Below are 21,452 nucleotides of genomic sequence, written 5' to 3'. Positions count from 1 at the left end.
ATTGGTGGATCTCATACGACACCCGTATACCTGTCTGCGGCTGAAATCTAGGGCGCCTGTCCACGCGACGTTCACGCGACCGATCCTTTGATGAGAGGGACGAGAGCATCGCTATGGGTCAGTTGCGGATGGTGCGCGGCGCCCGGTACCAAGATCAGCTCAACATTTGGAAGTGACTCGAGCTGCTCAGCCGCGCCTGGCGCGATTGGGTCCTCGCTTCCTGTGATGATGCGGACCGGGCCGCTGAATCGCCTAAGCGCTTCCTGGAGTTCGGCACGCCACTGCTTCGATCCTGTAAGGGCGAGCTGCTCGGCCACCCTCTTGGCAGTGCTTCGCTTGAGGTCTCTAAGACTGGACTCGAGAGCGGCCGTACTCGCTCCTGACCCGGTTAGTTGGTGTGACAGCCGCGCCGGGTCAGTGTGTCGCAAGTAAGTGCATACGAGCGGCTGCAGTCTGGCCGAAGCACCCATCGGGGCTTGGAGGAAGAACGGTGCGATCAGCGTGAGGGACTTGACCTGCACCGGGAGCCGGTCAGCCGCGACTACTGCTGCAGCCGCACCGATCGAATGGCCGATGAGGTCAGCGGGTTCCCCACCCAGTAGAGCGGGTAGCCACTGTTCCCAGTCCTGAACGCCTGTTCCGCCGCTGAGGCCGAGTCCGGGCAGGTCCACGACGCGCGCGCCGATGCCCGCCGCCACTTCGGCCCACGTGTCTGCGTTGACCGGCAAGCCGGGAAAGACCACCTTGCTGGACCTGGGTACGCCGAGCTCGAATGTCCTCAGACCGCCAACGTCGACGAACCGACGGCCTTCAGCCATCACGGCGCCGAACCGATGCGCGGCCAGGTGGTCGGCCCACCGTTCCAGGGACACCAGCACGTCGGGCATTGGGATCCTGTGTCTTTCGGCGAACTCGATGGCGGAATCTGTCGGATAGCGGTCGGCGGACATGAAGCTGAGCGTTTCGGGATCTGCCTTGGTGATCCGCTGCGGGAGTCGCTTGATGACACCGATCGGCATTCTGACCCGCGGAACCTTGACCCCGAGATGCCGGCCCACGTGCGTGAGCAGATCTGCCAGCGGCGGGGTGGCGTCGTCAAGAATCCAATAGGCCTTGCCTGCAGCAGCCGGATCGACCGCTGCTGCCGTCATGAAGGCTGCCAGATAGTCGACCGTGACGACCGGGAGGAACGTCGTCTGGTTTCCAGGCAGTGCGGCAACGGTACCGTCCCAGATCTGCTCGATGGTGGTGGCCAGCCCGATGAGCTGGTCGGACTCCCCGGTCACGCTGTCGCCGATCAGGCTGGACGGATTGACGATGGTCCAGGGGACTCCGCGTTCCAGGGCCCGGGCCTGGAAGATGGCGTCGGATTCCAGCTTTGAGGCTTCGTAGGCGCCAAGTTCCTTGTAGACCGCGGTGCGGTGGTCCTCTGACCACGGGACGGTCGTGGGGTCCTGTCCGCCGACGCGGTAGCCCGACACATGGACGACGCGCTGCAGGTTGGGGAGGTCTTCGGCGAAGTCGATCAGCTTCTCGACGATGCCGACGTTCGCGCTGCGTGCCTCTTGGGCGGTCATTCCGAATCGGTAGGACCCGGCGCAGTTGTGGATCTCGGTGATGGACGGGAATGCCGAGGGGCCGCCCGCGATGATCTCGGGAGCATCGAAGTCGACGATCGTCGTGCTGATGCCCCGTGTCAGGCCATGCTCCCTCACCCATCGCTCGACACGCGCTCCGGACTCGGCTGTCCGAACTGCCACTGTGACGTTCGCGCCGGCCTCGGCAAGGGCAAGGACGAGGTGACGGCCGACCATTCCCGAGGCCCCGAAGACCAGGGCGTGACGGGAGTCTTCTTGTGGTGTCATCGTGTCCTCCCACCGGTCTCGCAGCGCAGGTTGATGAGCTCCGCCACAACGTCAGCGGCCGAAACCAGGGGTTGGGTGCTCTGCATGGCGCGAGAGACGATCACCGCCCCCTCGATCGTCGACACCACGACAGTTGCCAAAGACCGCGCCTCCTCGGCGTCAACACCACTTGCCTCAAGCAACGAGGACGTCGGGGCGATCCACGCCTCGAAGGCACTGGCGCACGCCCGCCGCAGTCGCTCGCTCTCCGCGCCCATCTCCAGGGTGACGACGGAGACCGGGCAACCCAACCGGAAGTTGCTCTCGCTGACGATGGTCGTCAGGGCTTCAATCGCGGCGCGGGCAGCCTCAGCTGCGCTGCCCGCTGAAATTGCGGCCTCTGCAATCAGCAGCTCGAATTCCTTCGCGGCTAGCTCGACCGCTGCGAGGCCCAGGTCCTCCTTCCCGCCGGGGAAGTGGAAGTAGATCGACCCCTTTGGTGCTGCGGCGTGTTCGATCACAGCGTTCAGGCCCGTGCCGCTGTAGCCGCTGGTCTGGATGAGCTGGAGCATGGACTTTGTAAGCCGTGCCTTCGTCAGGTTTCCTTTGAATGCCATGAGGAAATAATAGACCGGTCTACATATTTTGCAAACCCGTGAAAAGCCATCAACAGCGTCATGGCCCTGTGGCACTGGAATTCTTCGGCGGCGCTTCGCCTATTTCTTTCGAAGACTTCCCGGAGGTTGCCCTGGCGGGAGGAGCCAACCGGCGTGATGGACAGCACCACCTGGGAGACTGCTGAACAACGTGGTTGTGGGGCGGGCGGATCAGGGGCGATCTGGCCCGAGGGATACCCGCTATCGCTGCCGATGGCTACCATCGGGTATGCCAGCTACTACACGGAGGAAAAACCGACATTTCTCTCAAACTGGCTGACGCGCCCCGGTAACTACCGCAAGCCAACCGCATGCCGGTGGAAGGAGGAAGGTGTCGTTCTTTCAGCTTTCGCTGATCGCCGCGGTCGCGCTACTGGGACCACTGCTGGCGCTTCCCCGGAAATGGCATTTTCCCGTGGTGCTGGGGCAGTTACTGGCTGGTATGGCCATCGGGCGTACGGGTTTGGGTCTGGTGGACTCCTCGGACGCCACGTTCACCTTTGTGGCCGACGTCGGGTTTGCCCTCGTCATGTTCGTCGCCGGAACGCATGTCCCAGTGCGGGACGAAGCTATCCGCCCGGCACTGGGCGCGGGTGCTCTGCGTGCCGGCATCGCCGCAGTGTTGGCGGCCGTCGTCGGAATCGGCATTGCCTTTGCCTTCGGCACCGGACATGCTCCCCTTTACATCGTTCTGCTCGCGTCCTCGTCGGCAGCCTTGGTCCTGCCGATCGTCGATTCGCTGCGGCTGAGGGGACCAAAGGTTTTGACGACGACGGCGCAAGTGGCGGTGGCGGACATCGCCTGCATTGTGGCGCTTCCGCTTGCTGTCGACCCATCCAATGCGACGAGGGCAGCTGCCGGGGCAGCCGTCGTCGCGGCCTGCGCTGCGGTTTTGTTCTTCGTGCTTCGCTGGCTGGAGCGCAACGGCACGCGCGGACGGGTGCATGAGGTGTCCGAGGACCGGAAGTTCGCCCTGGAGCTGAGGATCCAACTTGCCGTGCTGTTCGCGCTCTCCGGTCTTGCTGTGGCGGGTCACGTGTCCATCATGCTGGCCGGGTTCTCCTTCGGCCTGGTGGTCGCCGCGGTGGGCGAGCCCCGGCGATTGGCTCATCAGCTCTTCGCCGTCAGCGATGGCTTTCTGGGGCCAGTGTTCTTCGTCTGGCTGGGCGCATCGCTGGATCTGCGCGCCCTCGCCGGAAGCCCCAGAATGCTTCTCCTCGGGATCTGCCTTGGTCTGGGTGCCCTGCTGGTCCATGGAAGCCTGCGGCTACTGGGCCAGCCTCTGCCGCTTGCGGTGCTTGCAGCGTCCCAGTTGGGAGTTCCGGTTGCCGCCGCTACGATCGGCTCCCAATTGCATTTGTTGGCGGCGGGGGAAGCCGCGGCCATAATCCTCGGAGCCCTCATCACCATCGCGGCGAGCACCGCCGCAGGCTCACGGGCCGCCCGCACGTTGACGCAGCCCGGCCCGGCGCCGGCGGGCAACGCATCCGGGGGCGGCCCGACGTCGGCTGCGTAGTTCGTTTGGGCTGGCAACTTCCGCCAGTCCGTGAGTTCGGCGCTGTTGCCATAGCGTGAGGCGATCGTACGTCTGGTGCGGATTGAGTACCAGGGCATCATCAAGTGGGCCACCCTGTTTCGTCGTCAAATCATGCCACGGCCGTTTAGTTCTGTTCCTTCGGGGGCGTGACGCTGTATTCGGCAATGATCACGCCGGTGGTGGTGGGGATGCTGCGTTCCAACTTTAGGTCGGTACGGGGTCCCTCCGGGAAGAGGCGGGTTCCTGATCCGAGCACGATGGGGTGAATAAGAAGTGCGTATTGATCGATCAGGCCTGCGGCGTGTAGCTGGCGCACTAATTTACCGCTGCCCATGATCATGAGGTCGCGGGGGTAGTGGTTCTTGAGCGCGGCTACAGTCGACGCTGCATCTCCGACGAGGAGTTCGCTGTTGGGGTAGGTCAGCTTGACGTCAGGGTTGTGTGAGACGACAAACTTTTCTGAGCCCACCAGTACGTCGACGAATGGGTTGGGCCCCATGGAGGTCCAGTATCCGAGGACGTCGTGGTAGGTGCGGTGGCCAAACAGGAGGCCACCCCCAGCGCTCATGCCCTCGCTGGCGTACTTCATTGACACCTCGTCCTGGTATCCATCGGCCCACCCGCACGTGGGTGAACGCGTCTCGGGTGTCTTCATCGGTGCGGCCGGGTCCCTGCATGACGCCGTCGAGGGTGATGCTTTCGAAAACAGTGATTGTGGACATTGCGTTCTTCTCCTTCTGACCGGATGTGCCATACGCCACGGTACAACCGGATATTGTCGCTCCACGCCCATTTGCGCCGCACCGTACGTCACGCGGCAATTCCCCAGATTGCGCGGGCGCACGGGCGGAGGGTGGAGACTTTAGTGCATGAAGATGACTGCGGGACGACGACCAGCGCTGACGCAAGAGCCGGCTTCATCGGAGACGATGACGGCGGAGAGCAGCGCGTACGGCGAGGCAGTCCGGGCAGTCCGGGCGGGTGAGATCAACGCGGATGAAGCGGCGAACCAGCTGATCGACCGGATGACGGATAGGGAGATCCTCGGGCTGCTCGACGGCGACTCGCCCAGGTTGCTGCTCCCGTTCATCCCGATACTGCTCGGTAGGCGCCCGTTCGTAGCGGGGGCGGTCTCGCGGCTCGGCATACCAGGCATTCGGTTCAGCGATGGTGGCCGTGGCGTCGTGATCGGCGCCTCCACGGCTTTCCCCGTGACGATTGCGCGGGCAGCGACCTGGGATCCATCGTTGGAGGAACGTGTCGGGATCGCTATCGGTTTGGAAACCAGGGCACGGGGAGCGGACTACTCGGCCTCGGTCTGCGTAAATCTGCTTCGCCACCCTGGGTGGGGCCGGGCGCAGGAGTGCTACGGGGAGGATCCGGTGCTCACTGGCCGGATGGGATCAGCCCTTACGCGAGGCGTACGTATGCACGTCATGGCGTGCGTGAAGCACTTCGCGCTCAACTCGATGGAGAACGAGCGCTTCGAAGTCGACGTGGCGGTGGACGAACACGCCTTGCACGAGGTCTACCTGCCGCATTTCAAGGCCGTTGTGGAAGCCGGCGCGGACTCCGTTATGAGTTCCTATAACCGCGTGCGAGGCGAATACATGGACGTCAATCGTGCCCTGCTCACGACCGTGTTGAGAGATGAATGGAATTTCTCCGGGTTCGTGACGAGCGACTGGGTGTTTGGCACCCACGACGCGGTCGTCAGCCTGGAGGCGGGAATGGACGTGGAGATGCCGCTGCGGCTGCTGCGCGCCCGCGAACTGCCGGCCGCGCTGCGGAACGGTGACCTGGCCCGCGCGACAGTGCTGCAGTCTGCGCGACGCATCCTGCGCACTTGCGTGCAGCATGCCGCGACCCGGGAGCTAGCGGCCCCAACCGCCGCCCTCATCGCCTCTCCGGCGCACCGGGCGCTTGCCCGCCAGGTAGCCGCAGAGTCGATCGTCCTGCTGAAGAACGAAACCGTCGGCGAGGCGCCGCTACTGCCATTGAGTCCCACTACCCGACATCTCACGGTGATCGGACGGCTCGCGGCGCGACCGAACCTTGGCGATCATGGCTCCTCACGCGTCCGGCCTCCTTCCACTGTGTCACCGCTGCAGGGGCTGCGTGAGGCGTTTCCCGGGGTGCGGATCACCACCACCACCGGTCGGAACGAGCGCGCCGCGGCCGCGATGGCAGCCGCGGCGGAGACGGCGATCGTCGTCGTCGGGCTGGACCAGCACGATGAGGGCGAGTCCGTCGTCACGGGAGGCGTCGACGTCGGCGTGCTCGGTCGGACCTTTGGCTCAGGTCCACTCCGTCGTGTGCTCATCGGCCTGGCACACCTGGCCTCGCGCTTCGTCCGGGGTGGCGACCGCAGCTCGCTCAGCCTGCGCCCCTCTGATGAGCGCCTCATCCACGCGGTCGTCGCCGCGAACCCCCGGACCGTCGTCGTGCTGATCAGCGGCAGCGCGATCCTCACGGAGACATGGCGGGGCCGCGTGCCAGCGCTCCTCCTCGCCTGGTATGGCGGCATGGAAGGCGGTCGCGCGCTTGCGGGCGTGCTGACCGGCAGTGAGGAACCCGGCGGTCGTCTGCCGTTTGTGCTGCCAACGGACGCCGCGCATCTGCCATTGTTCGACCCCGCGGCAAAGTCCGTTGTCTATGACGATAAATGGGGTCAGCGCCGGTTGGACGGCGAGGGACATATCCCCGCGTTTCCGTTCGGATTCGGCTTGGGCTACACGACGATCGAACACAGGCTTCTGGACCACGGATTCGACGACACAGGCGGCAACGCGGACGTGCTCGTAACGAACAAAGGAGACCGCGAGGGCTCGACCGTTGTTCAGGTCTACGCTGCGGATGTGTCCCTCCGCAGACCTGTGGCTCAGCTACTGGGCTTCCGTAAAGTGACGCTGCAGCCGGGCGCGGAGACGATAGTGCGGGTCGCCCTGGATGCTGGGCCCACCCTGCAGCGCGATCCGACCACGAGGCACTGGTCGCCCCGGGCGGGGGACTGGGCCCTGCTCGCCAGCCAACACAGCCCGGTCAGCTGGGAGAACGCCGTCCCCTTGCGACGCCGGGAGGCGCCGATCGACGAGGAAGGCATCTCGGACGGTCAGCCGGCCTGATGCCGATAGGGGTCTCGCGGATCACCGGGGTAGGTCGCGAAAGGGTGCCGGCGGCCCTTCGACGCTGACAGGCAGCGCGTCGTCGCCCCGCAGCATGGCGCGGAGCAACCGACGTTCCTCCCAATGGAGCAATAGGGACGCCTTGCCGGGCCGCAGCACCAGGTCCCCGTTCGGAGTCGCATACCGCTTCTGCAGATCCGCCAGCTCCTCGGCTTGCAGCAGAGCAACTGTGCTGCCCGAAGCCCGGTCGACCAAGCGGAGTAATGAGGAGGGTCCCGTGAGATCGGTCGCGACGAAGCGCTGCTCGCTGGCCGCAAGAACTGTCCTTTGCGCCGCGCGGGTCACGACCAGCGGACGGGACGGCCCGCCCAGCAGGCTGCTCATTACATCCGCCGCGGCGTCAGGGCGTCCGGTTCTCCGCGCGGCCGCCTGCATCCGCTGTAAGCGGCCGGGCTCGCGCAGCACCTCATCGATCTTCCAGCCGATCGTCGCGGCTGCGTTGCAGCGGACGGCCGCCCCCTGCTCCATGAGGTAATCGCCGTTGCGTACCTCCTGGCCCGGGATGGGGTTCACAAGTACCATGGGCAGGCTGGCAGCCATGCACTCCGACGCCGAGAGCCCGCCCGGCTTTCCCACGAACAGATCCGCGCGCTGCAGTAGCTGTGGCATTTCGGTCGTGAAGCCGAGCACGCGGTAACGGTCGCCAGCTGACGCAACCAGCGCCTCGATGCGCTTCCGCAACTCATCGTTGTGTCCGCACACGACGGTGGCCGTGAACGCCGAGCGCATATGCATCGTCTGCCGCACCACCGAGACAGCGTAGTCCCCGCCGGTCGCGCCCGCCGAGATGAGCAGCAGCGGTGGCTTGTTGGTATCACGTACGGGCGCGGGATTGGGCTGTTTGGTGATCGGGATTCCTGTGGCAGCGACACGATCGGAAGGAAGACCGAGCGCCAGCAGCTCCACCCTCCCCTCCTCCCTGGCCACAAAGATCTTGTGGAACGCGCCCGAGAGCGACAAACCTTGGAAGTCGTAGTCGGTGGTTACGACGGCGGTCTTCGCGTCAACCACGCCACGAAGGAGCAGTGAGGCCAACAGCTGGGCAGGGAGGAAATGCGTGCACACAATCGCCGTCGGCCGGAACCGCTTGATGGCACTGACGACCGGACTGGCGTTCACCCGCGTCCAGGGGTCGATCGGGCCACGGCGCCGGTACGGCGGATTGCTTATGTCGTAGCCCCACTCGACCAGCCAGGGCAAGCCCTCCACCAGGACGAAGTAACCCTTGCCCAGCAGCGCGCGGTAGAGCACGCTGCTCACCTGCAGCACGTCAAGCACCTGCACCTCGGCGATGTCAGCGCGTGCGCCACATGCTTGCTGTACCGCCGCCGCTGCGCTGTTGTGCCCCGATCCCACGCCTGCGGACAGGATTAGTACGCGCTGTCCGCCGGCGGTGGCTTTGGTTCGTGCCGACGTTGTGCGCATGAGGAGAGGCTAGCAGGCTGCACTACCTATAAGGCGAAGGGTAGCCGTGCTCTGCTGGCAACCTGATCCGCAAGGCGAAGGACGACACATCCTGCAGGCCTGCTGCACTGCGGTCCAGGAAGGTTGTCTCCTTCAGGAACCCCTGATATTCGTGAGTTCCCGCAGGATCGCAAGCTGCTCACGGTTGATGGTGATCAGGAGTTCGATCTCTTCCTTTGCTTTCAGGTTGGTGTCGTAATCGTGCTGGGCCATCAGGTTGCCCGCGAGTAGGTAGGCACCCAACAGCCCAAAAGTGTGCCTTCTCATTGATGAACGCGACGGCGCCAGGGTCCACAAGATGCCGGCCGCCCATGCGCCGGCATTTTGATGGGCAGCGAAGACTCGCACCCTCCTCAACGTGACTTGGGGTCGCATCGGGCCAGCCTGCTTCCTTGGTCGGCTGGACGGGGAGAGAATGAATTGGATCGCATCGTTCAAGCGGGCAGGGCATGGGCCATGACTGTAGGGGAGAACGGAGACGTGGTGGTTGCTGACGAGGAGATGCCGCTGCACTCCAGGATCCCGACAATCAAGTACATCTTTGTTGAGAACACCCCCGGGGCATTTCACCGGCCGCAGGTTTGCCACGGGCCAGAACCTAGGCGGTGAAGGGCACTGTCTGGGTCTCCTCCTCCGGCGCGGTTTGACCGGATCGTGCTGATATTCAATCCCGCCAGCAGCCGGGATGCGGGCGTCTTGGCTGGACGGTTGTGCGATGAGTTGGCTCGCAGACTGCCGACGATGCCGGTCAGCCTGAGGCCGACCGGCTTCGCCGGGCACGGCAGGCAAATGGCACGCGAAATGGCCTCTCCTGGTCGGCCGTTGATTGTCTCGGTCAGTGGCGACGGCGGGTACAACGAGGTGATCAACGGTGTAATGGATGCCGGGGGCAATGCCGTTTGTGCGGTTATGGCCGGGGGCAACGCCAATGATCACCGGCGCAGCACCCGCCAGATGCCGCTGATCGAGGCCATCGTCGCCGGCGAAGTTCGCCGAATCGATCTCCTGCGGCTGCAGGTAGGGGAAGGGGCCGATGCTTGGACGCGGTACGCCCACTCGTACATCGGATTCGGGCTGACGCCGGCCATGGCCATCGGCATAGCAGCAGGTACGAAGGGAGCACTGTCTGAGCTCGTGTCCGTCGCCCGCACCCTGTCAAGCCTCACACCCTTGGAGATTGCCCGTGCGGACGGTGCCCGCGCCAAGGTCGACAGCCTGGTGCTGGCCAACATCCCCTACATGGCCAAATACGGCAGGGTCAGTGAAACAGGGGAACCCAACGATGGATTGTTCGAGGTCATCATGCTTCCCCATGCCAGTAAATGGCGCATGGCGTTGATGACTCTTCGGGCGGTTACCATCGGGCTTGGCGTGCAACAAAGCCTCAACCGCTACGAATTCATCACGCTCGATCCAATCCCACTTCAGATCGACGGTGAAATCATGCAGATCAACGCCCACACGTCCGTCCTGGTCGAAGCCCAACACCAGGTCTTGGCCACGCTCGGGTAGACCACGGGCCACACCGTCGCGGCAACGCTGCAAGCAGCGGCCCCGTCGTCCTGTGGAGCAGCGGCTAGCTACGTTTGTGGAGCATCCGTACCTTGCGGGCGTTGGAGCGGAGTTGGATGATTCGTGCTGCGCCGGCAACCGCTACGACTATTCCCCCTGCGACGCTCGCGATGAACAAGGCCATTCCCAGGGAGAGCGTGCCCTCGAGGCCGAGGAACATTACCCTGGCAGGTTCCTGGTTCTGCAGGATGAAAATGATCAGCAGCACCAGCAGAATAAGGGCCGTGACCACAGCCACCCAGACCACCCCGGACCGTGTTGGCTTCGGCCTTGTCTCAGCGGGAAGGGAACGGGCGGGCCCTGGGGTTGATCCGTTCGGGGGCGTCTGCTCAGGCGGCAGCCCTCCGGGCGTGACTGGTTCCGATGTCATGATTGATCAATTCCTCTCCGTGCACTTCAATTCTCCGCTTTTGCGGCCCGCTGCGCGTAACGGAGGTCCGGCTCAGCGGGGATGCTTCGCATGGGCAACGGTCCAGGCTGTCTCCGATTCCCTTGAAGACCGATACGACTACCTTAGAAGCTTCCTCCTCGCTGCCTGGCGTGGCTAAATGCTCTTGCTGTCATTGGGTGCTGCTGATTGCGGCGCGTCGTCTCGCCGAAGGGGAACGAACCAAACCGATATGGCCGCGCACTACTAGATACAGCCGGGCTCCGCAAAGGGATGACAGGTGCTGAGCTCGCCGATATCTCGGGATGTTGTCGCTAAACCATGTCGAGATTTTTCGCCACTATGGCTTCTGATCATGCATATTCATTTGCGTCTGACTATGAACCGGCGAGAGCGGAGGTGACCCCGGTGAATGAAAGCGAGCCTGCAATGGAGCTGGCAACGGATGCACCGGTGCTGGCTAGCGGATCGGCTATGCCTACGCGCAGGAGTTTGGGGGAAAATTGCACGCGTCCTCTATCGACACGAGTCTGCTGGAAACCGGCAAAAAGAAGTGGGGAAAAATGTCCACACTTTCCGCCCTCGTACTACCTCGTACAACTACCGGACTGGCCCGGATTCCGCATGTTTTCGAGATTTGCCAGTGTTACCAAGCCCTGAGATCGCCTTGGTCAGGTCCCCCGTCAGCTGGACACTGCGGCTTCGCTGCGGTAATTGGCATCAGGATGGTGCCAATGGTCTGCAAGGCAGCGTCCAGACGTTCAGCGTGCAGCAGCAGCCGTTGCCCGGGAGATATCAGCTTCCTGGGCAGGCCCGACTCGTCAGCGAGCAGTGACAGGGTGATCGTGGAGACGCTTCCAAGGCGCTCCGGCGTCGAACTCCCATAGACATCGAGGTGTCTGGTTAAACATTCGACAGTGCTTGCGATGCCCCGCTCTGCGATCCCCAGCCGGGCAACCTGTGGGACGTCCGAAACCCGCTCGACCAAGGCAGCGAGGCTTCGGGCGTGGTACCCACAAGCATCCAAGAGTCCGATCAGGGAGCGGGCACGGGCCCGCCGGCGGCGTTGCGGGTTGGCCGGGTGAGCCAGCGGCAGACAGGACCTGCGGAAGGCCTCCAGCGCTTGATCGAGTTCCCGCAGATCCTGGGACAGCCCCCGGGCAAGGTGCCTCTCGTCGAGGCTGCCAACAGCGTGACGGGTGACGCGGCCGAGTGCGCGCAGAAGCTCAACCAGGCGCTCGTTGCTCACTCGTTCAGCAGTGATAGGCAGGACAACGACCGCAGCGATTACGCCGCAGGCGACGCCGAGCGCAGTCTCTTCGATGCGCAGCACGAGCAAACTGGTCGTGAGGGTGTGGAGGAGCGAAATGAGCACGCTGAGCGCGCCGGTGATGAAGAAGGTCACAGCCCAGTAAGCGGCCGGAGGGGTGTAGAACATCCCGAAGAGGCACAGCAGGAGCAGGCACAGTCCGCTGGACGTGCCACTGCTGGCCAGGGCTGCGAGCCCGAAGCCGAACACCACGCCCAGGATTGTGCCCGCCAATCGCCTGGCGCCTTGAAGCAGGATTTCGGCCGTGCTCTCCATCCTGACGAAGACGACCCAAACTGTGGCCACGGCCCAGTACCACAAATCTGGTGAGAGCAACGTTCCACCGGCTGCGGCGAGTGCAGCAGCTACCGCGACCTGGAAGGATTGACGGGTGGATCGATGCTCTGCGCGGGCTCGCCGCGGCTTCCCGGTAGCCCCTGCTGCGCGAGCATCTGGGGCCGGGTGATGGCCGAACACGGCCAGAGCCAGCTCCCCTAATCCCTGATAGCTGTGTTGCAGTTCCGGAGGGGCGAATGGCGGATGCGCCGAGTAGTCCAGCAGCCGTTCGCGTACTCCTGGGCGTGACGCATCATCGGAGTTGGCCATGTAGTCGTACAGTGCCCGTATCTCGCGAACCAGATGCTCGCGGGTGTGGGCCTGCCCATCGCGGAGCGGCTGGGGCATACGCGTCAAGCGCATTGCAAGAACGGCAAGTCGGCGCGCAGCGCTTTCGGTACGCGCGATCCTCAACTGCGTGTCGGCGGTGGCTTTATCCAGATGGCATCGGTCCATGACGTCTTCAATCAACAGCGCGCACACGTGCAGGCGCTTGATGCTGCGTTCCAATGCCCGAACTCTCCGTGTTTCGTCGCGCCCCGTTGCCAGGAGTTCGATCGTCGCGTCCAGCACAGAGCCCAGACGGCTGTCGAACGCCCGCTGCAGGCGTCGCAGAATGCTTGGAACGGTGGTCGGAACGAGCGCGAAGCGCACCAGGGCGTCAGCTGTGATGGCCACGCCGAGAGCCCCTGCCAGTTCCGGTAGTTGCACGGGCGCTGCCTTGGTGACCTGCGTCAAGAAGAGCATCATGGCGCCGAAGATTCCCAGTCCCAGTCCGCGCGGGCCGAATTTTCGAGCATAGGCGGCCGCGAAGATCAGCAGTGGGAAGACTACAGCCGCCGCGGCGGGATGAGGTGCCAGCAGCGTTCCAACTGTGAGGCCGGCGAGAGAGGTGATCAGACCGCCCAGCAGGGTGAGCATCTGGTCACGGGGGCTGAGGTCGCTGGTGGCGAGCGAGGCGACCATGGCGCTGAATCCACCAGTCACTACCACCTGGACAGGCTGCGCCAGGGCAGTCAGCATCCCCAGCGTAAGGAGGACTGCCAGAGTTACCCGGAGAGCTGAGACCAGGCGCAGTAACCCGGGGTCGGAGGCCAGGAACCGGCTCCATAAAGTCGCTGCCGATCTTTCCCGCACGGTCGTCGTCCCTTTCATTGGCGACGGCGACCCGGCCGCCGTCGAGCCGGTCATGGTTTCGATCGGCCTCTGACAATTCTGGTCTGCCTAGCGCGCGGGGCGGTATGCGTCAGATGACTGCTCCGTCGGCCGGTGGGGCGCTTTCGAGGACATCGCGGAGCTGTGAGCGGGCGGTGATGCCGAGCTTGGGGAACGTGCGGTATAGGTGCGAGCCGACCGTTCGGGGTGACAGGAAGAGTTTCTCGCCGATCTCCCGGTTGCTGAGTCCGCGGGCTGCAAGCCGGATAATCTGCCACTGCTGGGGCGTGAGCTCGGCGAGTGCGTCGGGCGCGGCATCGACGACGTCAACGCCGGACGCGCGCAGTTCCGCCTGTGCGCGTTCGATCCATGGTCGGGCGCCGAGGCGGCGAAAAGTCTCCACCGCCGAGGTGAATCCCGGCCGTGCTTCGGCGATGCGGCGCCTGCGCCTCAGCCACTCAGCGTGCTCCAGGAGCGTCTGTGCTCGTTCGAAAGGCCACTGCTCAAGCGTAGTGTCCGCCAGGGCGGCGTGGAAGAAGGATTCGGCCTGCTCCGGGTCGGAGAGCAGCGCACGGCTTCGGTTCATCAGCGCCTTCAGACGCCCTGAAGCGCTGCTGCCGAGCTGCTGTCCGCAGCGCTCCACGATCGCAGCGGCCTCGCTGATGTGGCCGCTGCGCGCGGCAGCGGCGGCCAGCTCGGCGAGCGCTGCGTAGGATGCTTGATAATGCAGGGGGGAGCCGTCAGAGCGAAAAACCATTCGCAGCTGCTTATAGGCGGCACCATAATCGCCTTCGGTCGCCGCGACTGCTCCAAGCGCCCGCCGGGCGTATACGGCGACGGACCGGCTCTCAAGCGGGTCGATCAGTGCCAGGGCATTTTCAGCCAGCGTACGCGCTTGGGGAGTATCGCCTTGCAGAGCGCACACCATGGCTTCGACGGCGGACGCGCACGCGGCGGCGTGCTCCAGTCCGGTCACCGCGGCCACAGAGGCGACCTCCTCGCACACGGTGCGGGCCTGCGCCCACCGGCCCTGTTCCAGATAGGCCAGGGCGGCGGCGCAGCCCAGTCCGTTCGGGAGTGGCCCGTGGGTCTGCCACAGGTCGAAGGCCATGTCGAAGGTCCTTACCGCGAGGGGAGTCTCATCCAGCAGCCAGGCCGTGATGGCAAGGATCATCAGCCGGTCGGGCCTGTCCTTCTCCTGACGAATCAGCCCTGGCAGTTCCGGGACAATGTCTGCACCGCTGTCGATAGGATCCGCGAGGGCCCGCACCCACGCCCGCAGGGATGCGTCGGGCGGGTTCTCGGCGATGAGCGAGAGGATTTGCTGGATCTCGTACCTCTGCGATTCCTCGCCAGAGTAGAAATGGGCCACGGCGGCGTCGCCAAGGATGTCCAGTGCCGACTCCGGTGCCACGGTGGAGAGCTCCAATGCGGTACGCGTGAGCGCAGCGTAGGCAACGTTGTGATGCATAGTCAGGGTTATGAGTTTGGCGGCCTGGTGCGACGCGGCCGCCTGGAGTGCGGAGTCGTCGGTGAGGCCTCGGGCTTGGGACGTGAGTTCCTTCACCCATGCGAGTTGGCCCGTGAAGACAGCCGCGCCTGCGGCGGCTACCAGCAACCGCGCGCGCTCTTCACGCTCCGGGGCGAGCTCGGCAGCCCGTACCAGAGCTTTGGCCGCCGCTGCATAACCGCCGCGACGCCGGGCCCGGTCCGCAGTCTCCTCCAATGCGGCGGACACTTCAGCGTCCGGGTGGGCAGTAGCCGCGGCCAGGTGCCAGGCGCGCCGGTCAGGCTCCGCGCGCAGTGCTTCGGCCAGTCTCAGATGGGCATCTTGCCGTGCATCGAAGGACACTGCATGGTAGACGGCCGAGCGGATGAGGGGGTGCCGGAATCTGATCTGCCGGCCGACCTGCCTTACTAGGCCCGCGTGCTGCGCAGGCAGCCATGCCTTGTCTCCCAGATCGGGCAGTCCGAGGAACACGGCCGTCGCTGAGTCCGCCGCGTCCGCAGCTGCCAATAGCACCAGAGCACGCTCAGTTTCCTCGGGCAGCTCGTCCAGGTGTGCGGCATAGATCCGCTCCAGCCGCTCTGTGAGAGGCAGGGGACCGGCTGCCGTACTGGAAGACTGTTCCCGCCCGCGAGTTGCGGCACCTGCCAGCTCCATCAAGGCGAGTGGATTTCCCACCGCCTGGTCGAGGATCTCCGAGCGCATCTGACCGTCCAGGATCTGGGGCTGCGCCACGTCGAGCAAACGATTGGCCGCCGCTTCGTCGAGCGGGCCGAGCATGAGCGTCTGGTGCTCCCTAAACCCCGGAAGCAAGTCGCCATTCCGAACAGCCAACAGCAGGGTGATCGGTTCGTCGGCCAGCTGCCGGGCGACGAACGCCAGGACGTCCAGAGACGCCCGGTCGATCCATTGCGCATCGTCGACCACGACCAGAAGAGGCCCGCGGTCGGCCAGATCACACAACAGGGTCAGGACGGCTACGCCAAGGAGCATCATGTCCGGAATGTCTGGAGCGGGCTCGAGAGCGAACGCCCCGAGGAGAGCTGCGCGCTGGCGGACCGGCAGGCTCTCGGCCATGGTCAGGGCGGGCCGCAGAAGCTGGTACAGCCCGGAGAAAGCGAGATAGGTCTCCGTCTCGCTGCCGGTCGCCGTCAGCACCTGGTGGCCCGCCGTGCGTGCACGCCCCGCGGTGCCATCCAAGAGGATGCTCTTGCCCGTGCCCGGGTCCCCGATCAGTACCAGGACTTGGCTGCTGGACAGCATGGACTCCACCAGGCCGCCGAGGCGCGCGGCCTCAGTCGCTCGCCCGATAAGCGGGTGACTGAGACCGCACTCGGCTCCCGTGATCGCGCCGTGTTGGGTCACGCGCTCATTCACACGAGCCTCCAAGGAGCTGAAAGATTAGCACCTGTAATCATAGCCAGCTACGGCAGCGCTGCCCACGTTTCAGTCGGTCAGTACCGCCAAGGCATCGATCTCAACAAGCAGCCCCGGGGGCAGCTGCATGTAGACGGTGGTGCGGGCGGGATAGGGCTCGCCCACAGCCTCGGCATACGCCGCGTTCATCTCGGCCAGGTGGGCCGTATCAGTCAGATAGACACGCAGCATGACGACGTCTTTCATGCTGGCCCCTGCTGCCTTGAGCACTGCGGCGATGTTGCTTAGGACCTGGGTTGTCTGCTCTGCCACGGTTGTACCGACGACGGCGCCGGTGTGGAGGTCGAACGGAAGCTGGCCCGATATCTGGAGGATGGGCCCCTTGCGTACGCCCTGGGAAAGGGGCGCGCTGATAACCGGCGCATGTTTTGTGCTGACGATTGTCCTGCTCATAGCGTTTTTTCCTTGAATAGGGGTGAGTGGATCGAATGGCTGCTGGGCGATGGGTCTTGCCGCTGGGCGGAGCCACCGGGGTTCAGCGCCACGCCTTGCGTTCCTCGCTGCGCGGGTCTTCTTCTACAGCCCAAACACCGTCGTCGATGCGGAGGGTTGCCCGGCGGGCGGTGTCGTACCGGTCCCAGCCTGGATCGCCGGTGCTGGCGAATGCCACCCAGGCCGCGTGCATGCGGGCGGCCAGTTCTGCGGGCGGATCATCCGGACCCAGGAGGGCTTTGTGGCCTTGCAGCTGCGGCAGCCCGATGTTGTCAAAGACGAACGGTAGCTCCATGGCGTGTGTGGCGCCGAGCTCTCCCTCAAGGCTGTTGGATCGCCATGCGAACAAGTAGCTGTACGTGCCGGAGGCGTCGTGTTCGGCATGCGCGTCGGCGAGTCGCCAGCTGCCAGCGCCAAACAGAGCGTCTCCCATGATGGCGGAGCGCAGTTCGCCGAAGGAAGCTTGCGGCCGGGCTTTGCGATAGGTCTCCACCAGTCGGACTGGATCCCGGTGGGAGCGCACCGCGGCCGCGTCGACGTCTGCCTCGGTCGAAGTGGAGAAGTTCCCAAACGGAGCCAGATAAAGATTGCCTTCCTCCGCGTTGATCCCCACAAGAAGGTCGACGGCGCCGCCCCATCCGGCCGCGACCGCCTCCGCCGGCTGCTGGTCGAGTACGACGCTGAACGGGCTGAGGCCGATGAGCGGGTCATCAGCGGTCTCGGTCTGCAGGTCGATGCCCGACAGCTTGGGCATGATGTCGACGAGGTCCTCGTCGGGGATGTCCGCGAACGCCTCGACGCTGGGCTCCACCCCCAACGCCTCGGCTGCGGCGCGGGTGACCCGGGCGGCCTGCTCCGGTGTGAAGGCCCCCCAGCCACTGCCGCTCTGGACGATTGCCCGGCGGAACAGGCCCTCGGCCTCTGGATCTGCCAACACTGCGCCGACTATCGTGGCTCCCGCGGACTGGCCGAAGAGCGTGACGCTGGAGGGATCACCACCGAAGCTGGCGATATTCTCCTGCACCCAACGCAGTGCGGCCATCACATCGAGCAGACCCCGGTTGGCGGGCGCGCCGGGAAGATCGAGGAAACCAGGGATGCCCAGGCGGTAGTTCAGGGTCACCAGGACGATGCCGTCACGGGCAAATCCTGTGCCGTCATAGAGTTCCGAGCGGGTGGACCCCGCCACGAATCCGCCTCCATGGACGAAGACCATTACCGGCAGCCGCTCGCCCTCTGTGTCAGGCGTCCAGACATTTACGGTCAGGTAGTCCTCTCCGCGGACCCACCCAGGTCCGAAATAGGCGGACATGTCCACGTTGCCGAGTTTGCGTTCGGACTGGGGCGCATTCGGTCCCGGATTGGTGGCGTCCCGTACACCCAGCCAGGGCGCGTGCGGCTGCGGAGCTTGGAACCGGCCGATGCCTAGCGGGGCTGCGGCGTAGGGAATATTCAGGAAGGCGGTCGTTCCGTCGTGCCGAAAGCCCCGGACCGCACCGTTGGCAGTAACGACTGTGTTTTCGGCGTTTTTGGTGTCCTCGCCGTTGTCAGTATGGTGACTCATGGTTTTCTTTCTGTGGTCTCAGCCTTCGGAGTATGGTGCGAACGGAGCCCAGCCTTTGATGGAGAACTTGCTCCCTTCCCGGACCACCTCGGCGGCGCCCGAACCGCCCAGGTGTGCGGGAACGACCAAGGCATTGTTGTCGGCTGCCCAGCCGAGAACTTTGCGCCGTGTGGCCCTGGCGCCGGCGGGATCCTCGCAGAAGCAGCTGTTCGAGTCCGGCTCCAAGATCTGTACAGGACTGTGCAGCATGTCGCCGACGAACACCGCACGGTCAGAACCGGAGTCCAGGGTGAGGACTGAAGACCCGGGAGTGTGTCCCGGCGCCAGATCCAAGCGCAGGTTCTCGTCGATCGTGTAGCCGTCCTCCCAGAGCAACGTCAGCCCTGCTTCGTGTACGGGCGCGACGCTGTCCTCGAACACATTCTGATTTCCCCGACCGAGCAGCGGTTTGTAGCCGTTGGCGGGGTTCCAGAAGTCGAAATCGGTTTTAGGCATCAGATAGGTGGCGTTGGGGAAGGTCGGCACCCACGTGCGGCCGTCCAAGTACGTGTTCCACCCGACGTGGTCGATGTGGAGGTGCGTGTTCACCACGATGTCCACGTCTTCGGCCCGAACGCCCGCACGGGCGAGGTTACTCAGGAAATCTGTGTCGAGGTGGCTCCAGACCGGCGCGTAAGGCCGCTCCTTGTGGTTGCCGACTCCCGTGTCGATGAGAATGTTCTTTCCCCCGCTGCGCAGCAGCCAGGTCTGGATCGCTGAATTGACGATCTGCGTCTCGGAGTCCAGGAAGTGCGGCGCCAACCATGAGGAGTTTTCCTCCCATGCCTGCTGTGGGCTTTCCGGGAAGAATGTCTGTGGTGTCATGTCGACGGGTCCGTAGTATTCCCAGACCCGGGTAATGCTCACATCGCCCAGGGTAATCTGGTCCATGATTAGTCCTTAGTCCTTAGTTCTTGAAACGGTACCGTTTGTCGCCCGGGAGGCACCCGGCACAACCGAGCTAACGGTGTCCTTAAATCTTGAACCGCTGACGTGTGCGCGGGGTATCCGTCAAGTGACTGCATCGAGCACTAAGACCTCCTGCGGGACCCCGAAAAGTAGGAACCGGGTACAGCTTTAGCCCTTGCTGAAGATCAGGCTGACGTTCTGGCCGCCAAATCCGAACGAGTTGGAGAGCGCTGCGGGAGATGTTCCGCGGCGTTGTTCGGTGACAATGTCCAGCCCGAGCTCCGGGTCCACGTTTCCCTGGTGAAGATTGCGGGTGGGAGGGATGACTTCATGCGCGACGCTCCGGACTGTGATGATGGCTTCAACTGCGCCGGCGGCTCCGAAGAGATGCCCCAGGGAGGCCTTGGGGGCCGTCACCGGAATGGTGTCGCCGAAGATGGCCTTGATGGCTTTTGCTTCCGCCAGGTCCCCCAAGGAGGTGCCGGTCGCGTGGGCGTTGACGTGGCCCACCTCCGCTGGGCCCATGCCGGCGTCGTTGAGTGCTTTGGTGATGGCGGTGATCTGGCCTTCGCCGTCGTCTGCCGGCGCCGTCATGTGGAAGGCATCGGAGGCAATGCCCACGCCCCGCAGGACCGCGTGGACAGTGGCGCCGCGGGCAATGGCGTGCTCGGCACTTTCCAGCACCAGAATGCCTGCGCCTTCGCCCAGGACGAAGCCGTCGCGGTCTGAGGCAAAGGGGCGCGATGCAGAGGCGGGGTCCGCCGTAAGGGTTGAGAGAGCCCTCGTTTGCAGGAAGGCAGCGACGGTGAAGGGCGTTATCGCGGCTTCAGCACCGCCGGCAATGACCACATCAGCTTCGCCGGAACGGATCAATCTGGCGGCCAGGACAATTGCTTCGGCGCCCGAGGAGCACGCCGAGACCGGAGTGTATGAACCTGCCTTGGCGCCGTAGCGGATGCTGACCGCCGCGGCGGGTCCGTTGGCCATGAGCATCGGTACTGCCCGCGGGGAGACGCGGCGCTGGCCGCGGTTTTCCAAGGTGTCGTCCTCCCGGAGGAGCGTGCCGATTCCGCCCACGCCTGTTCCTACCGCCACGGCCAGTCGGGTGCCGTCGACCTGGGGCGAACCGGCATCTGCCCAAGCTTCTGCCGCGGCAATCAGGGCGGCTTGCTGGACCCGGTCCAGTCTTTTGGCTTCGACGGCGTCAAGTCCGGTGGCTGGGTCGGTGGCCATGGGTGCGGCGATGGTTACGGGGAGCCCGCTGCCCTGCAACATATCCGGCCCGACATCCCGCACGCCTGAACAGCCCTCAAGCAGGGCGGCCCAGGTCGTGTCGACGGTGCCTCCCAAAGGCGTTGTGGCGCCTATTCCTGTCACAGCGATATCTCGTGCCTTCATGGCAACTCCTTTTCTTGTATGACATACAAGATATACAGATAGTTGTATGGAGTACAATTTCTTGCATGGTCACAGAACGCAAGGGGAAACGTCTTCCGGGGGGTCCATCGCAAGCTCGTGGCCACTCGACCAGGGGCCGGATCCTGGATAGCGCGGTGAAGCTTTACCTGGCCAACACTTCGGGTGACGTGAGCGTGGCAGCGATCGCTGCCGATGCCGACGTATTTCCCAACCAGGTGACCTACTACTTCGGTTCCAAAGACTCGCTCTTCATCCATGCTGCCTTTCTGGCATTGCTCCACGATGCGGAACGCGTTGAGGCCATCGGTCTCAGCGCAGGGAGTCCCGAGTCATTTCGAAGGAACATGGCCCGCACGGTACTGATGCTCCCGTCCATGCCGCTTGTGGTGCGCGCCTTGGCAGTGGGAACATCCCGGCCTGCTCTGGCGGCTGTAGTGGATCAGCATCTGAATCTGCTGTTCCGCCAGTCTGAGCGCTATCTTGCCCGTCTTATGAAGCACAGGCACTGGGAAGTGCAACGTCCCATGCCGGTGGAAACCAGGACGTTTTGGAGCGCAGCCTTCGGAGCCACCCTCCTGTCACAGGCCGGCGCCACGGGATCGGGGAGCGACGTGGACCTGTCCGGCACGTTGACTGTTCGTGGTGGGAGTCCGGGGGAGGATCTCTAGCTAGTGGGCACGATAGTCGTGAACGACGCAC

Annotated in this window: 17 protein-coding genes; 5 read left to right on the top strand and 12 right to left on the bottom strand. The window is 64.4% G+C overall.

What is annotated here, in order from left to right; genetic code table 11:
* Positions 1-71: 71 nt before the first annotated feature.
* Together ACTAQJ_RS06155 and ACTAQJ_RS06150 are read right to left on the bottom strand one after the other, a co-directional pair.
* Entirely contained in the window at positions 72-1,865 is a 1,794-nt protein-coding gene (locus tag ACTAQJ_RS06155; protein ID WP_498701454.1) for an alpha/beta fold hydrolase, read from the bottom strand.
* A complete protein-coding gene (locus ACTAQJ_RS06150) occupies positions 1,862-2,461 on the bottom strand; it encodes a TetR/AcrR family transcriptional regulator (RefSeq protein ID WP_498701453.1) in 600 nt (199 codons plus the stop codon). The genes ACTAQJ_RS06155 and ACTAQJ_RS06150 overlap by 4 nt, the downstream gene beginning before the upstream one ends.
* Before the next feature lie 370 nt (positions 2,462-2,831).
* Between ACTAQJ_RS06150 and ACTAQJ_RS06145 the strand changes: the two genes are divergently transcribed.
* The gene (locus ACTAQJ_RS06145) at positions 2,832-4,016 is read left to right on the top strand and encodes a cation:proton antiporter (protein WP_498701452.1); all 1,185 of its coding nucleotides are present in this window, start codon (positions 2,832-2,834) and stop codon (positions 4,014-4,016) included.
* A gap of 145 nt (positions 4,017-4,161) precedes the next feature.
* On the opposite strand, the gene ACTAQJ_RS06140 is transcribed toward ACTAQJ_RS06145, so the two are convergent.
* Positions 4,162-4,692, bottom strand: a complete 531-nt coding sequence (locus ACTAQJ_RS06140) for a dihydrofolate reductase family protein (protein ID WP_498701451.1) — start codon at positions 4,690-4,692, stop codon at positions 4,162-4,164.
* A 214-nt stretch (positions 4,693-4,906) separates the two neighbouring features.
* Between ACTAQJ_RS06140 and ACTAQJ_RS06135 the strand changes: the two genes are divergently transcribed.
* Positions 4,907-7,162, top strand: coding sequence for a beta-glucosidase (locus tag ACTAQJ_RS06135; RefSeq protein ID WP_498701450.1), 2,256 nt, complete (start codon positions 4,907-4,909; stop codon positions 7,160-7,162).
* 21 nt (positions 7,163-7,183) lie between these two features.
* On the opposite strand, the gene ACTAQJ_RS06130 is transcribed toward ACTAQJ_RS06135, so the two are convergent.
* Together ACTAQJ_RS06130 and ACTAQJ_RS06125 are read right to left on the bottom strand one after the other, a co-directional pair.
* Positions 7,184-8,647: an MGDG synthase family glycosyltransferase gene (locus tag ACTAQJ_RS06130; RefSeq protein WP_431114790.1), complete on the bottom strand. Its 1,464-nt coding sequence runs from the start codon at positions 8,645-8,647 to the stop codon at positions 7,184-7,186.
* Positions 8,648-8,779: 132 nt separating this feature from the next.
* Positions 8,780-8,953 (bottom strand): hypothetical protein, encoded by a 174-nt coding sequence (locus ACTAQJ_RS06125; protein WP_431114791.1) that lies wholly within the window; start codon positions 8,951-8,953, stop codon positions 8,780-8,782.
* A gap of 387 nt (positions 8,954-9,340) precedes the next feature.
* Between ACTAQJ_RS06125 and ACTAQJ_RS06120 the strand changes: the two genes are divergently transcribed.
* On the top strand, positions 9,341-10,198 hold the full coding sequence (locus ACTAQJ_RS06120; RefSeq protein ID WP_431114792.1) for a diacylglycerol/lipid kinase family protein: 858 nt from the start codon (positions 9,341-9,343) through the stop codon (positions 10,196-10,198).
* A 64-nt stretch (positions 10,199-10,262) separates the two neighbouring features.
* Here ACTAQJ_RS06120 and ACTAQJ_RS06115 read toward each other — a convergent pair whose 3' ends face one another.
* Positions 10,263-10,496 carry a lipopolysaccharide assembly protein LapA domain-containing protein gene (locus ACTAQJ_RS06115; protein ID WP_498701449.1) on the bottom strand — a complete coding sequence of 78 codons (234 nt, stop codon included), beginning with the start codon at positions 10,494-10,496 and terminating at the stop codon, positions 10,263-10,265.
* Between ACTAQJ_RS06115 and ACTAQJ_RS06110 the strand changes: the two genes are divergently transcribed.
* Entirely contained in the window at positions 10,483-10,806 is a 324-nt protein-coding gene (locus ACTAQJ_RS06110; RefSeq protein ID WP_498701448.1) for a hypothetical protein, read from the top strand. The two genes, ACTAQJ_RS06115 and ACTAQJ_RS06110, sit on opposite strands and share 14 nt — an antisense overlap.
* A gap of 486 nt (positions 10,807-11,292) precedes the next feature.
* Here the strand turns inward: ACTAQJ_RS06110 and ACTAQJ_RS06105 are convergent, their stop codons facing one another.
* The 6 genes from ACTAQJ_RS06105 to ACTAQJ_RS06080 form a co-directional block, all read right to left on the bottom strand.
* Positions 11,293-13,428 (bottom strand): FUSC family protein, encoded by a 2,136-nt coding sequence (locus ACTAQJ_RS06105; RefSeq protein ID WP_498701447.1) that lies wholly within the window; start codon positions 13,426-13,428, stop codon positions 11,293-11,295.
* Between the two features lie 109 nt (positions 13,429-13,537).
* Positions 13,538-16,318, bottom strand: coding sequence for a helix-turn-helix transcriptional regulator (locus ACTAQJ_RS06100; protein WP_498701446.1), 2,781 nt, complete (start codon positions 16,316-16,318; stop codon positions 13,538-13,540).
* An 81-nt stretch (positions 16,319-16,399) separates the two neighbouring features.
* Entirely contained in the window at positions 16,400-16,783 is a 384-nt protein-coding gene (locus tag ACTAQJ_RS06095) for a RidA family protein (RefSeq protein ID WP_498701445.1), read from the bottom strand.
* Between the two features lie 82 nt (positions 16,784-16,865).
* Positions 16,866-18,386: a carboxylesterase/lipase family protein gene (locus tag ACTAQJ_RS06090; protein WP_498701444.1), complete on the bottom strand. Its 1,521-nt coding sequence runs from the start codon at positions 18,384-18,386 to the stop codon at positions 16,866-16,868.
* An 18-nt stretch (positions 18,387-18,404) separates the two neighbouring features.
* Complete coding sequence (locus ACTAQJ_RS06085; RefSeq protein ID WP_498701443.1) at positions 18,405-19,316, bottom strand: MBL fold metallo-hydrolase; 912 nt, start codon at positions 19,314-19,316, stop codon at positions 18,405-18,407.
* A 186-nt stretch (positions 19,317-19,502) separates the two neighbouring features.
* Positions 19,503-20,732: a beta-ketoacyl-[acyl-carrier-protein] synthase family protein gene (locus ACTAQJ_RS06080; RefSeq protein ID WP_498701442.1), complete on the bottom strand. Its 1,230-nt coding sequence runs from the start codon at positions 20,730-20,732 to the stop codon at positions 19,503-19,505.
* 155 nt (positions 20,733-20,887) lie between these two features.
* On the opposite strand from ACTAQJ_RS06080, the gene ACTAQJ_RS06075 reads away from it, so the two are divergent.
* Positions 20,888-21,421, top strand: coding sequence for a TetR/AcrR family transcriptional regulator C-terminal domain-containing protein (locus ACTAQJ_RS06075; RefSeq protein ID WP_431114800.1), 534 nt, complete (start codon positions 20,888-20,890; stop codon positions 21,419-21,421).
* Positions 21,422-21,452 lie beyond the last annotated feature (31 nt).

The sequence above is a fragment of the Arthrobacter sp. alpha11c genome, from assembly GCF_054149985.1.
This window is presented reverse-complemented; position numbering and strand designations above follow the sequence as displayed.